This is a genomic window from Kribbella turkmenica (assembly GCF_004348725.1).
GTDB classification, from domain to species: domain Bacteria; phylum Actinomycetota; class Actinomycetes; order Propionibacteriales; family Kribbellaceae; genus Kribbella; species Kribbella turkmenica.
The window spans coordinates 1-13,078 of record NZ_SMKR01000081.1 but is presented as its reverse complement, the minus strand read 5'-3'; the positions used below and the strand labels follow the sequence as shown (position 1 = coordinate 13,078).

14 protein-coding genes and 1 pseudogene are annotated in these 13,078 nt (G+C 69.7%); 14 read left to right on the top strand and 1 reads right to left on the bottom strand.

Annotation, left to right across the window (positions count from 1 at the left end):
- Window positions 1-19 precede the first annotated feature (19 nt).
- The 10 genes from E1218_RS19220 to E1218_RS19175 are packed head-to-tail and all read left to right on the top strand — an operon-like array spanning window position 20 to window position 6,859.
- Window positions 20-598, top strand: a complete 579-nt coding sequence (locus tag E1218_RS19220; RefSeq protein ID WP_132322045.1) for a DinB family protein — start codon at window positions 20-22, stop codon at window positions 596-598.
- 5 nt (window positions 599-603) lie between these two features.
- Window positions 604-1,509: an RNA polymerase sigma-70 factor gene (locus E1218_RS19215; protein ID WP_233712320.1), complete on the top strand. Its 906-nt coding sequence runs from the start codon at window positions 604-606 to the stop codon at window positions 1,507-1,509.
- 18 nt (window positions 1,510-1,527) lie between these two features.
- A complete protein-coding gene (locus E1218_RS19210) occupies window positions 1,528-2,250 on the top strand; it encodes an SDR family oxidoreductase (protein ID WP_132322043.1) in 723 nt (240 codons plus the stop codon).
- A gap of 8 nt (window positions 2,251-2,258) precedes the next feature.
- On the top strand, window positions 2,259-2,633 hold the full coding sequence (locus E1218_RS19205; RefSeq protein WP_132322041.1) for a hypothetical protein: 375 nt from the start codon (window positions 2,259-2,261) through the stop codon (window positions 2,631-2,633).
- Window positions 2,634-2,667: 34 nt separating this feature from the next.
- The gene (locus E1218_RS19200; RefSeq protein WP_132322039.1) at window positions 2,668-3,789 is read left to right on the top strand and encodes a CaiB/BaiF CoA transferase family protein; all 1,122 of its coding nucleotides are present in this window, start codon (window positions 2,668-2,670) and stop codon (window positions 3,787-3,789) included.
- Window positions 3,790-3,813: 24 nt separating this feature from the next.
- Window positions 3,814-4,956 (top strand): acyl-CoA dehydrogenase family protein, encoded by a 1,143-nt coding sequence (locus E1218_RS19195; RefSeq protein WP_132322037.1) that lies wholly within the window; start codon window positions 3,814-3,816, stop codon window positions 4,954-4,956.
- A 43-nt stretch (window positions 4,957-4,999) separates the two neighbouring features.
- Window positions 5,000-5,596 (top strand): sulfite oxidase-like oxidoreductase, encoded by a 597-nt coding sequence (locus tag E1218_RS19190; RefSeq protein WP_132322035.1) that lies wholly within the window; start codon window positions 5,000-5,002, stop codon window positions 5,594-5,596.
- On the top strand, window positions 5,566-6,312 hold the full coding sequence (locus tag E1218_RS19185; RefSeq protein WP_132322033.1) for a ferredoxin reductase: 747 nt from the start codon (window positions 5,566-5,568) through the stop codon (window positions 6,310-6,312). The genes E1218_RS19190 and E1218_RS19185 overlap by 31 nt, the downstream gene beginning before the upstream one ends.
- Before the next feature lie 2 nt (window positions 6,313-6,314).
- Window positions 6,315-6,593 (top strand): DUF6510 family protein, encoded by a 279-nt coding sequence (locus tag E1218_RS19180; RefSeq protein ID WP_132322031.1) that lies wholly within the window; start codon window positions 6,315-6,317, stop codon window positions 6,591-6,593.
- Window positions 6,590-6,859 (top strand): acylphosphatase, encoded by a 270-nt coding sequence (locus E1218_RS19175; RefSeq protein WP_132322029.1) that lies wholly within the window; start codon window positions 6,590-6,592, stop codon window positions 6,857-6,859. Before E1218_RS19180 ends, E1218_RS19175 begins: the two co-directional genes overlap by 4 nt.
- Here E1218_RS19175 and E1218_RS19170 read toward each other — a convergent pair.
- The gene (locus E1218_RS19170; protein ID WP_165949330.1) at window positions 6,856-7,590 is read right to left on the bottom strand and encodes a MerR family transcriptional regulator; all 735 of its coding nucleotides are present in this window, start codon (window positions 7,588-7,590) and stop codon (window positions 6,856-6,858) included. The genes E1218_RS19175 and E1218_RS19170 overlap by 4 nt on opposite strands.
- Window positions 7,591-7,769: 179 nt before the next feature.
- On the opposite strand from E1218_RS19170, the gene E1218_RS19165 reads away from it, so the two are divergent.
- The 4 genes and pseudogenes from E1218_RS19165 to E1218_RS19150 all read left to right on the top strand — a co-directional run.
- Window positions 7,770-8,990: an acetyl-CoA C-acetyltransferase gene (locus E1218_RS19165; RefSeq protein ID WP_132322027.1), complete on the top strand. Its 1,221-nt coding sequence runs from the start codon at window positions 7,770-7,772 to the stop codon at window positions 8,988-8,990.
- Complete coding sequence (locus tag E1218_RS19160) at window positions 8,987-11,122, top strand: 3-hydroxyacyl-CoA dehydrogenase NAD-binding domain-containing protein (RefSeq protein WP_132322025.1); 2,136 nt, start codon at window positions 8,987-8,989, stop codon at window positions 11,120-11,122. The genes E1218_RS19165 and E1218_RS19160 overlap by 4 nt, the downstream gene beginning before the upstream one ends.
- 305 nt (window positions 11,123-11,427) lie before the next feature.
- The gene (locus E1218_RS19155) at window positions 11,428-12,714 is read left to right on the top strand and encodes an ABC transporter substrate-binding protein (protein ID WP_132322023.1); all 1,287 of its coding nucleotides are present in this window, start codon (window positions 11,428-11,430) and stop codon (window positions 12,712-12,714) included.
- Window positions 12,711-13,078: pseudogene (locus E1218_RS19150) on the top strand (sugar ABC transporter permease); the annotation flags it as partial. The gene E1218_RS19155 and the pseudogene E1218_RS19150, both read left to right, overlap by 4 nt.

The following is a 13,078-nucleotide window of genomic DNA, read 5'->3' as shown; positions in this document are numbered from 1 at the left end:
GTCCGGTTACCGTTTCGGCATGACGGATCCACTGGCAATCGAGCTGCAGAAGTACCTCCAGGCCACACGGGCCCTGCTCCTCGCGAAACTGGACGGCCTGTCCGAGTACGACCGGCGCCGCCCGCTGGTGCCGTCGGGGACGAACCTCCTCGGCCTGGTCAAGCACCTCGCCGGCCTCGAGTGGGTCTACCTCGGCACGAGCGTCGGCCGGCCGCCGGAGAAGCCGCTGCCGTGGGAGGAGGACGGCTCGATCTGGGACGGCGCCGACATGTGGGCGCTGCCGTCCGAAAGCACCGAGTACATCACCGACCTGTACCGGGCGGCGTGCGCGCACAGCGACCGCAGCATCGCCGAGCTCCCGCTGGACACGCCGGCGGAGGTCCCACACTGGGCCGAGGGCAAGCGCAGGACGACGTTCGGCGCCTTGCTGATCCGGATGGTCGACGAGACCGCCCACCACGCCGGTCACGCCGACCTCGTTCGCGAGCTGATCGACGGGCAGGGTGGCGCCGACGCCGACATGATGGACGCCACCGAGTGGACCGAGTACTACATCAGGATCCAGCAGGCCGCGGAGACCTTCCGTACGGAACACTGATCGGCGTGGATGACTTCGAGCGCCTGCACGGACGGTTGTTCGGGATCGCCTACCGAATGATGGGTACGGCGGCCGACGCCGAGGAGATCGTCCAGGAGGCCTGGCTGCGCTGGCAGGCCGTCGACCAGGACGCGGTGAAGGACCCCGACGCCTACCTGGCGAAGATCGTCACGAACCTGTCGATCAAGCAACTCACCTCGGCCCGGGTACGGCGGGAGACGTACGTGGGGGAGTGGTTGCCGGAGCCGGTGCTCACCGGCGGGCGCTTCGAGGAGCTCGGCCCGCTGGACGTGGTCGCCGAGCGTGATTCGGTGTCGATGGCCTTGCTGGTCGTGCTCGAACGGCTCAGCCCGGCCGAGCGGGCGGCGTATGTGCTGCGCGAAGCCTTCGCGTACAGCCATCGCGAGGTCGCCGAGCTGATCGGCACGTCCGAGGCCAACGCCCGGCAACTGGTCTCCCGGGCGTCCAAGCGGGTGGCCGCCGAGCCGCGGCGCGAGCGCCGGGTCGACCGGGCCGAATGGCGCACGCTGGTCGAGCGGTTCATCGCGGCCGCTCAGCAGGGTGAGATCGGCGAGCTGGAGGCGCTGCTCGCCGAGGACGTGGTGTCCCGGGCCGACGGCGGCGGGAAGGTGTTCGCGGCCCGGAACGCGCTCACCGGCCGGGAGCGGGTCGCGCGCTACCTGGTGGGCGCCCTGCAGAAGTACGGCGAGGGGCTCGAGGTCCGCTTCGCCGAGGCGAACGGGCAGCCGGCGTTCCTTGCCGTCAGCCCCCGAGGCGTCGAGGCGGTCTGCTTCGCCGGCTTCGGCGACGGCGGGGTGACCGAGCTCCGGTTCGTGATGAATCCGGACAAACTCACGTTCACGGCCGCGCAACTGTCACGAATCGGAGGGCTGCCGGATCTTCCTTGGTGAACCCGAAAGGACACCAAGATGACAACTCTCCTCGTGACGGGCGGCACCGGGTCGCTCGGCCGGCCGACTGTCGAACACCTTCGCGCCGCCGGCCACACGGTCCGGGTGCTCAGCCGCCGGACCGGTCCAGGCCTGGTCACCGGCGACCTGACCACCGGCAGCGGGATCCGCGCGGCCGCCGATGGCGTCGACATGATCGTCCACCTCGCCACCGCGCAGGGTAAGAAGGACATTCTCCAGACCCGCAACCTGCTCGACGCCGCGACGGCGTCGGCGCATGTGCTGTACATGTCGATCGCCGGCATCGACCGGATCCCGCTGGCGTACTACCGGCACAAGCTCGAGGCCGAGCGGCTGATCGAGTCCCGGGCGTCGTACACGGTCCTGCGGGCCACCCAGTTCCACAACCTGCTGGACCGGGTCTTCAGCCTGAGGACGCCGGCCCTCTTCGCGCCGGCCGCCGCGCTGCAGCCGATCGCCGTCTCCGACGTGGCCGCCCGCCTGACCGAGCTCGTGGGCGACCCGGTGATCGGCCGGGCCGCCGACATCGGTGGGCCGGAGACCCGGCCGGTGCCTGAGCTCGCCCGGGCCTGGAAGGCCGCGCGGGGATCGCGGCGGCCGGTCGTGCCGGTCCGCGTCCCGGGCAAGGTGTTCCGGGCCTTCGTGGACGGCCACGCCAACGTCGCCGGCACGCCGTACGGCAGCATCACCTTCGACGACTACCTCGGCGGCAAGGAGTGAGCCGCTACGTGCGGTCGGTCCTGGTGGTCTTCGCCGCGTTCGAGCTCGTGCTGGGCGTGTGGATGGCGTTCCTGCCGGCGGCGTTCTACGACCTGCCGACGGTCGACTGGACGCCGCCGTACAGCGAGCATCTCTTCCGCGACCTCGGTGGCATGAAGCTCGGGATGGCCATCGTGCTCGGCGCGGCCGCGATCAGCTTCGACCGGCTGCTGACGAAGGTTGCGCTCGCGGCCTACCTGGCGTTCGCCGTGACGCATTTCGCGTTCCACGTCGGGCACCTCGAGGGCGACTCGCCCGGGTGGTCGACGGTGCTGGTCGCGCTCACCACGCTCAGCGTGCTGCTGCCGCTGAGCGCGCTGATCGGTGCACGCAGGATGGCTTGACGATTGTGACAGTGGAACTGTCACAATAGGCGGCATGGGTCCACTCCAAGGGGTCAAGGTCGTCGAGCTGGCCGGAATCGGTCCGGGGCCGTTCGCCTGCATGATGCTGGCCGAGCTCGGCGCCGAGGTGCTCCGGATCGACCGGCCCGGCGGCGGCCTGTCCTTCGGTCCGCCCGAGCTGGACCTGGTCAACCGCGGTCGCCGCAGCGTGGCCCTCGACCTCAAGAGCCCGGCCGCGATCGACGTCGTACGCCGGTTGGTCGCGCAGGCCGACGTACTGGTCGAGGCGTTCCGGCCGGGTGTCGCCGAGCGGCTCGGGCTCGGCCCGGACGACCTGCACGCGATCACTCCGAAACTCGTGTACGGGCGGATGACCGGCTGGGGGCAGGACGGGCCGCTCGCGCAGGCGGCCGGACACGACATCGACTACATCGCGCTGTCCGGTGCCCTGCACCTGATCGGCCGTGCGGGCGGTCCGCCGCAGGTCCCGGCGAACCTGCTCGGAGACTTCGCCGGCGGTTCGCTGTACCTCGTGGTCGGCGTCCTGGCGGCGCTGCACGAGGCTCAACGGAGTGGTCGCGGTCAGGTCGTCGACGCGGCGATCGTCGACGGTTCGGCGCACCTGACCACGATGATGCTCGGCGCGCTCGCCGCCGGTGCCTGGACGCGGGAACGGGGGACGAACCTGCTCGACACCGGCGCGCCGTTCTACGACGTGTACGAGACGGCGGACGGCAAGCACGTCGCGGTCGGCGCGATCGAGCAGCCGTTCTACGACGAGCTGATGGCCAGGCTGGGTGTCACCGCCCCGGATCGCGACGACCCGGCGAACTGGCCGGAGCTCCGGAAGGTACTGGCCGAGGCCTTCCTGGGGCGCACCCAGGCGGAGTGGACCGAGGTGTTCGACGGCTCGGACGCGTGTGTCACCGCGGTCCTGCCGCTCGCCGCCGACCACCCGCACCTCGTTGCCAGGGGCACCTTTGTGGACAGGGATGGCGTCCGCCAGGCGGCGCCCGCGCCGCGTTTCTCCCGGACGCCGACCGGACTCGGCCGACCGCCCGCCCGCGCCGGCCGGCACACCCGTGAGGCCTTGACCGACTGGGGCATCACCGACGTCGACGACCTGCTGGAGTCCGGCGCCGCCGTCCAGTCCTGATCACCGCCCGAGAGGAAACCGCCCATGGAACGTGAGCTCTTCGACGCCGATCACGACGCCTTCCGGGAGACCGCACGAGCGTTCTGCGAGAAGGAGATCGTGTCGCATCACGACGCCTGGGAGGAGGCCGGCATCGTCCCGCGCGAGGTCTGGACCGCGGCCGGCCGGGCCGGCCTGCTCGGCTTCATGGTGCCGTCCGAGTACGGCGGCGGCGGCGCGCGCGACTTCCGGTTCAACGCCGTGGTGATCGAGGAACTGACCCGGGCCCGCGCGAGCGGAGTCGGATTCGCGATCCACACCGACATCAACTCGGCCTACCTGCTCGACTACGCGACCGACGAGCAGAAGGCGCGCTGGCTGCCCGGCTTCTGCTCGGGCGAGACGATCACCGCGATCGCAATGACCGAGCCGGGCGCCGGCAGCGACCTGCAGGGCATCCGGACCGCCGCCCGGCGCGAGGGTGACCACTTCGTGCTGAACGGCCAGAAGACGTTCATCTCGAACGGCATCCTGGCCGACCTCGTCATCGTCGTCGCCAGGACCGACCCGACGGCCGGTGCGCAGGGCATCTCGCTGCTCGTGGTCGAGCGCGGCATGCCCGGGTTCGAGCGCGGCCGGAACCTGGACAAGATCGGGCTCAAGGCGCAGGACACCGCCGAACTGTTCTTCGACGACGTCCGGGTCCCGGTGGCGAACCTGCTCGGCGACGAGGGCAGGGGCTTCGCCTACCTGATGGAGAAGCTGCCGCAGGAACGGCTCGCGATCGCGGTGGTCGCGGCCGCGGCCTGCGAGAACCTGCTGGCCACGACGCTGTCCTACGTGAAGGAGCGAACGGCGTTCGGCCGCCCGATCGGCTCGTTCCAGAACAGCCGGTTCGTGCTCGCCGAGATCGCCACCGAGACCCAGATCGCCCGCGTCTTCGTCGACCGCTGCATCCGCGAACTGAATGCCGGCAGCCTCACCGTCGCCGAGGCCGCGATGGCGAAGTGGTGGACCACCGAGTTGCAGAAGAAGGTCGTCGACCGGTGCCTGCAGTTGTACGGCGGCTACGGCGTCATGACCGAGTACCCGATCGCCAAGGCGTACCTGGACACCCGCGTCCAGACCATCTACGGGGGCACCACTGAAATCATGAAGGAAATCATCGGCCGGACGATGGGAATCTGAGCCAGCCGTGGTTGACTTCCCTCAGGTGCACAGGGAGGTCGCGATGGGGATCGTGTCGGAGGGGTTCGGTGGGCGTCGGCGGAGCCGGGCGGATCTGCCGCCGGGGCAGTACCTGACTCAGGACTTCCCGGTGCTGTCGGCGGGCCCGACGCCGCACATCCGGACCGAGCACTGGGAGTTCGTCGTCACCAGCGAGTCGGGGGAGAGGTACCGGTGGGACTGGGCCGGGCTGATGGGGCTGCCGGCCGAGGAGATCACCAAGGACATCCACTGCGTGACCAGGTGGTCGAAGCTCGAGACGAGCTGGAAGGGTGTCTCCCTCGACACCCTGCTGGCCGACGTCGAGACCGCCGCCGACTTCGCGATGGCGCACAGCTACGGCGGCTACACGACCAACCTGCCGATGGAGGACCTGCTCGACGGGCAGGCCTGGATCGCCTACGAGTACGACGGCGAGCCGGTGGACCCCGAGCACGGCGGACCGGCCCGGCTGCTGGTGCCGCACCTGTACTTCTGGAAGAGCGCCAAGTGGGTCCGCGGCCTGGTCCTGTCCGACTCCGAGGACCTCGGCTTCTGGGAGACCGCCGGCTACCACGAGTACGGAGATCCATGGAAAGAACAGCGCTACGCCGGCGACTGAGCTGGCAGGTCGCCACGGTCACCGACATCCGGCCGGAGACCGCGACCGCCCGCACGCTGGTCCTCGACGTACCCGACTGGGCCGGGCACCTGGCCGGTCAGCACCTCGACGTCCGGCTGACCGCGCCGGACGGCTACCGGGCGTCCCGGTCGTACTCGGTGTCGTCCGACTGGCGCGGTGACACGATCGAGCTGACCGTCGAGGTGGTGCCGGACGGCGAGGTCTCGCCGTACCTGGTCGACGTGGTGAAGGTCGGTGACCAGTTCGAGGTTCGTGGGCCGGTCGGCGGCTGGTTCGTGTGGAAGCCGGAGCAGGAGGGGCCGGTGCAGCTGATCGGCGGGGGATCGGGGATCGCGCCGCTGATGGCGATGCTGCGCGCGCACGCCACGTCCGGCAGTACGACGCCGGTGCGGCTGATCTACTCGGTACGGCGCCCCGCCTCGGTGATCTTCGTGGGCGACCTGAAGGAGCTGGCCGCGTCGGAGCACGTCGACGTCCGGCTGGTGTACACGCGGGAGGCGCCGGCGGGCGAGCCGCGGGTCGGTCGGATCGACGCGGACGTGATCGGGCAGTACGCGTTCACGCCGGTGGACGCGCCGACGTCGTACGTGTGCGGGCCGACGCCGTTCGTGGAGACGGTGGCCGACCTGCTGGTCGAGGCCGGTCACGACCCGGCGAGAGTGCGAACCGAACGTTTCGGGCCGACAGGAGGCTAGTGGTGAAGAGCGAAGCGAGTGACGCGACCCATCTCGACGGCAACGCGGCCGCCGGCGCACTGAGTGCGCTGTTCGCGGTGGACATCACGTCCGCGATCGCGCGCTGCTCTGGCTGCGGCCAGACCGGTGTCTTCGCCGACACCCGCCTGTACGTCGACGCCCCCGGCCTGGTCGCCCGGTGCGCCGGGTGTGACGGCGTCCTGATGCGCGTGGTCACCACTCCCACCGACACCTACGTGGACCTGCGTGGCCTCACCTACCTCAAGGTCCCCAACGAGTGATCTCGCGGCGCGTCGTCGTCCACGGCCTGGTCCAGGGCGTTTTCTTCCGCGACAGCTGCCGCCGGGAGGCCCGGAAGCTCGGCGTCGCCGGCTGGGTCCGCAACCGCCCCGACGGTACGGTCGAGGCCCTGTTCGAAGGTCCCGAGGCCGAGGTCGGGCGCATGGTCGACTGGGCCCGGCAAGGCCCGCCGTACGCGCGCGTGGACCGGGTCGACGTGCTCGACGAGCAGCCGACCGGTCACACCGGCTTCGCCATCACCCGCTAGCGACGCTTGTTCCGGGTGCGGCGGATGGTGTCGCGCTGGGTCTCGCCGACGGCCCGCTCGTAGGCGAGGACGAGGCCCTGGATGGTCACCGGCTTGAAGCGCTCGACGAGCTGCTGGATGTGCTCCGGTGGGCCGCCCGAGTCGCGGTAGTGCGGCCAGACCTTGGTACGGAACACCTCGGTGAGCTCCTCCGCGATCGCGCGGCCGTGGTCGGTGAAGATCCGGCCGGCGTCGAGCACGGCCTCGACCGGCAGGTCCAGGTCGAGGAGCTCCACTCCGAGACTCAGGTGGGCGGTGGCGACCTGGAAGACGTCCTCGTCGGGCGTCGGCTCGACCACTCCGAGCGCCACCAGCATCTCGATGTCGTCGTCGGTGAGTTCGCGGCCGGTACGGCGTACCAGGGCCGAACGGTCCAGCGTCTCCGGCAGGTCGCGCATCCACGGCGTCAGCAGCGTCCGGTGCAGCGCGATGTCCTGCGGCGTCGCGTCGGCCGGGATCCGGTCCAGGTACCCCTCGATCGCCGACAGCGTGAACCCGTGCGCCTGCAGTTCGCGCACCAGGTCGAGGCGGGCGATGTGCTCCGGCCCGTAATACCCCACCCGGCCCCGCCGGATCGGCGGCGGGATCAGCCCGCGCCCGGCGTAGAACCGCAACGTCCGCACCGTCATTCCGACCCGCGCCGACAGCTCGTCGACCGTCAGGGTCGCATCGTCCCCCGCGACTTCAGACATGGCGGAGATCATAACGAGCCCCACTTGACCATCGTGACACCACAACTGTCACAATCGGTCCATGACGGTACTGATGCCACGCCTCCGGCGCGGCGGGTCATGGGGCGGCGACTCCCGGGCTCCCCTCGTCACTCCAGTCGCACGCTCCCTCAACTCCTCGATCCAGGCCGGGAGGCCCCATGACCAGTGAAGCGTTCCTGTACGACGCGATCCGCACGCCGAGAGGCAAGGGCAAACCGACTGGTGCGCTGCACGAGGTCAAGCCGATCCAGCTGATCACCGGCCTGCTGCACGAACTGCGCAACCGGCATCCCGACCTGGACCCGGTGGCCATCGACGACGTGGTGCTCGGAGTCGTCACTCCGATCGGCGACCAGGGCATGGACATCGCGCGGACGGCGGTCCTGGCGGCCGGCTACCCGGAGACGACCGGCGGCGTACAGCTCAACCGGTTCTGCGCGTCCGGCCTGGAAGCGGTCAATCAAGCGGCTCAGCGAGTACGTTCCGGCTGGGAGGACTTCATCCTGGCCGGCGGCGTCGAGTCGATGTCCCGGGTGCCGATGGCGTCCGACGGCGGCGCCTGGGCGATGGACCCGGAGACCGCCCTGGCGACGAACTTCGTCCCGCAGGGCATCAGCGCCGACCTGATCGCGACCCTCGACGGCTTCTCCCGCACCGACGTCGACGCGTACGCCGCGGAGTCGCACGCGCGGGCCGCGAAGGCCTGGGCCAACGGGTACTTCGCCCGCTCGGTCGTCCCGGTCGACGACCGCAACGGCCTGCGGATCCTCGACCACGACCAGCTGGTCCGCCCGGGGACGACGGTCGAGACTTTGGCGGGCCTGCCGCCGTCGTTCGCTGCGATCGGGGAGCACGGCGGCTTCGACGCGGTCGCCCTGGAGAGGTACCTGACGGTGGAGCGGATCGAGCACGTCCACCACGCCGGCAACTCGTCCGGCATCGTCGACGGCGCCGCCCTGGTTGCCGTCGGCAACGAGAAGGCCGGCGAGGCGCTCGGCCGGGCACCGCGCGGCCGGGTGGTCGCGACCGGGGTCAGCGGCGCCGACCCGACGATCATGCTGACCGGTCCCGCACCCGCCGCCCGCAAGGCGCTGGCCAAGGCCGGGCTCGAGGTGGACGACATCGACCTGTTCGAGATGAACGAGGCGTTCGCGGCCGCCGTCCTGCACTTCATGAACGACCTCGGCGTACCGCACGAGAAGGTGAACGTGAACGGCGGCGCGATCGCGCTCGGCCACCCGCTCGGTGCCACCGGCGCCATGCTGATCGGAACCCTGCTGGACGAACTGGAGCGGCGCGAGCTCCGGTACGGACTGGCCACCCTGTGCGTAGGCGGCGGGATGGGCGTCGCGACGATCATCGAGAGGCTGGCGGCATGATCTCCTGGAACACCGTCGACGGTGTCGTCACGCTGACGATCGACGACCCCGACGCGCCGGCGAACACGATGAACGACGCCTACGTCGCGGCGATGGGTGCGGTGGTCGAACGCCTGCAGGCCGAGAAGTCCGGCCTGAAGGGCGTGGTGATCACCAGCGGCAAGCCGACGTTCTTCGCCGGTGGCGACCTGCGGATGCTGTCCCGGATCCAGCCCTCCGACGCGGCCGAGGTGTTCGCGGCCGTCGAGGAGGTCAAGCGGCAACTGCGTGCCCTGGAGACACTCGGCGTCCCGGTCGCCGCCGCGATCAACGGTACGGCGCTCGGCGGCGGGCTCGAGATCGCGCTGGCCTGTCACCACCGGATCGTTGCCGACGACCACCGGATCGAGCTCGGCGTCCCCGAGGTGACGCTCGGCCTGCTGCCCGGCGGCGGTGGCGTGACCCGGACGGTCCGGATGCTCGGCCTCCAGGACGCGCTGACGAAGGTGCTGCTCCAGGGTCAGCGGATGAAGCCGTCGCGGGCGCTTGACGTGGGCATCGTCGACGAGGTGGTCCCCGCCGACGATCTGCTGGACGCGGCGTACCGGTGGATCGCGTCGTACGACGGCGATGCCAGGCAGCCGTGGGACCGCGACGGCTACAAGATCCCCGGCGGTACGCCGTCGTCGCCGAAGCTGGCCGCGTTCCTGCCGGCCTTCCCGGCGAACCTGCGCAAGCAGCTGAAGGGCGCGCCGTACCCGGCGCCGCGGGCGATCATGAGCGCCGCGGTCGAGGGCAGTCAGGTCGATTTCGACACCGCGTCCCGGATCGAGTCGCGGTACTTCGTCTCGCTGGCGACCGGGCAGATCGCGAAGAACATGATCCAGGCGTTCTTCTTCGACCTGCAGTCGATCAACGCCGGCGGGTCCCGGCCGGACGGCGTTCCGAAGTACCGGGCCCGCAAGGTCGGCGTGCTCGGCGCGGGCATGATGGGCGCCGGGATCGCCTACGTCTGCGCGAAGGCGGGCATCGAGGTCGTGCTGAAGGACGTGTCGCTCGAGGCGGCCGAGCGCGGGAAGGCGCACTCCGAGAAGCTGCTGGCCGAACAGGTGCAGAAGGGCCGGAAGACCGCGGCCGAGGTGGCGGAGTTCCTCGGCCGGATCACGCCGACCGCGGACCCGAACGACCTGACCGGGTGTGACCTGGTGGTCGAGGCGGTGTTCGAGAGCGAGGAGCTCAAGCAGAAGGTCTTCGCCGAGATCGCCGGCGTGGTCGAGCCGGACGCCCTGCTGTGCTCGAACACGTCGACCCTGCCGATCACCTCGCTCGCCGCCGGCCTCGACCGGCCGGAGGATGTGATCGGCATGCACTTCTTCTCGCCGGTCGACCGGATGCCGCTGGTCGAGCTGATCGTGGGGAAGCGGACCTCGGACCGGGCGATCGCGACGGCGTACGACGTGGTCCGGCAGCTCAGGAAGACGCCGATCGTGGTCAACGACAGCCGTGGATTCTTCACCTCACGGGTCTTCGGCACCCTGGTGATGGAGGGTGCGGCGATGGTTGCCGGGGGCGTGGACCCGGTGACGATCGAACGGGCGGCCACCCAGATGGGCTTCCCGGCGCCGCCGCTGGCGATGCTCGACGAGGTCACGCTGACGCTGCCGCAGAAGATCCGGGACGCCGCGCTCGCGGCCGGCGACGACGCGGGTGCGTTCGACGGCCACCCCGGAATGGCCGTGACGGACCGGCTGGTCAACGAGTTCGACCGGCGGGGGAAGGCGGCCGGCGCCGGCTTCTACGACTATCCCGCGGACGGGCCGAAGCAGCTGTGGCCGGGGCTGCGGGAGCACTTCACGCGCGGTGCGGAGATCCCGTTGACCGACCTGCAGGAGCGGATGACGTTCGCGATGTCGCTCGAGACGGTCAAGTGCCTCGACGAAGGGGTACTGCGCTCGGTCGCCGACGCCAACATCGGCTCGATCTTCGGGATCGGGTTCCCGCCGCTGCACGGCGGTGCGTTGCAGTACGTCAACGCCTACGGCCTGCCGAAGTTCGTGACCAGGGCCCGGGAGCTGGCGGCGGCGTACGGCGAGCGGTTCCAGCCGCCGGCACTGCTGGTGCGGAAGGCTGAGGCCGGGGAGACCTTCGGCTGATCACGGACCGGTATCAACCCGAGCAACACTCCACAATTTCGAACAAGGAACGGCGCGTCCGGTCTTGCGCCGGACGCGCTTTTGAGCGAAGGTGCTAGGCACTTCTCCAACGATTCACCTACGGCCGGAGGGCATGGGATCGATGAGTGCGGGACGCTCGTGCTCGAAACGTCATGTGCCGAAGGCTGTTGTGAGGTTGGATCGAGTTGTAGCGTGTGCGAAATCGGAGATGCTTAACGCTGTTAAGTAACTCGGAACCGTCGGCGTCGTACCCCTGCGGCGTCGCTCCCGGGAAGGTGGAAGTTATGCCTGCTCATGTTCCGAACGCCGGTCTGACCCGGCGGGATCTGCTCAAGCGCACCGGCAGCCTAGCCGCGCTGGCCGCGCTGACCGCCGCGTGCGGGGGCAACACCGGCAGACCGTCCGGCGGCGGAGGCGACGGCGGCGGAGCCAAGGTCAACCTGTCGCAGTGGTACCACCAGTACGGCGAGGCCGGCACCAAGGAAGCGGCCCTCAAGTACGCCAAGGCGTACACCGACTCGAACGTCGCCGTGCAGTGGACCCCGGGTGACTACGGCAGCAAGCTGTCGGCCGGACTGCTGTCCAACAAGGGACCGGACGTCTTCGAGAGCCAGCTGAACATCGGCATGGTCAAGGGCAACCAGGTGGTGGCCCTGGACGACATCATCGCCGACGTCAAGGACGACTTCCAGCCGGGTGACCTGGCCACCAACACCGTCGACGGCAAGATCTACGGCATCCGGATGATCGTCGACCCGCAGGTGATCTACTACAAGAAGAGCCTGCTGGACAAGGCCGGCATCAAGCCGCCGGAGACGATCGACGACCTGATCGCCGCGGCCAAGGAACTCACCACGGACAAGATGAAGGGCATCTTCGTCGGCAACGACGGCGGCCTCGCCATGGGCGGGCCGGCGCTCTGGTCCTCCGGCGGCGAGTACCTGACCGACGACAACAAGCCGGGCTTCACCAACGACCGCGCGGCCCAGGCGTTCGGGAAGCTGCACGAGCTGTACGCCAGCAAGAGCGTCCTGCTCGGCGCCCCCACCGACTGGACCGACCCGGGCGCGATCAACCAGGGCCTGTGCGCCATGCAGTGGATCGGCATGTGGGCGGTGCCGGGCATGCAGAAGGTGCTCGGCGACGACCTCGGCGTGATCCCGTTCCCGAAGCTGGACGCTCAGGGCGAGCAGGCCGTGTACTCCGGCGGCTGGACGCAGTTCGTGTCCTCGAAGAGCCCGAACGTCGACGCGGCGAAGAAGTTCGTCAAGTGGCTGTGGATCGACCAGGAGGAGTTCCAGGAGGACTGGTCGCTCAACTACGGCTTCCACATCCCGCCGCGCAAGAGTCTCGCCGCCAAGGCGGCCAAGCTGCAGAGCGGTGTCGCGGCCGAGACGGTCAAGCTGACCGCGGACTTCGGCCACACCGACAACCCGGCCTGGACTCCGAAGATGGGCACGGCCTTCGGTGACATGCTCACCAACATCATCCGAAAGGGGGCCGACCCCGCCGCCGAGATCAGCAAAGCCGAGAAGACCGTCAACACCGAGCTCCAGCGGCTGTTCGGATGACCAGCACCGCTCCCACGAAGACGGCTGCCCCCGCCGCCACTGGTGAGCGGCGGCGGGGCGCCCGGCGGACCAAGGGAATCGCGGGCAACACCCGCTGGTTCTGGATCTTCGTCGGGCCGTTCGTCATCGGCCTGCTGATCTTCTCCTACCTGCCGATCGTCTGGAGCCTGGTCCTCAGCTTCTTCGAGGCCTACAACACGGTCACGCCGTCGAAGTTCGTCGGGTTGCAGAACTACGTCGACATGCTGACCGACCAGGCGTTCCTGTCCAGCCTCGGCACGTTCACGATCTTCGCGGTGTTCATCGTGCCGCTGACGTTCGCGTTGTCGCTCGCGCTGGCGCTGCTGGTCAACCAGGTGAAGAT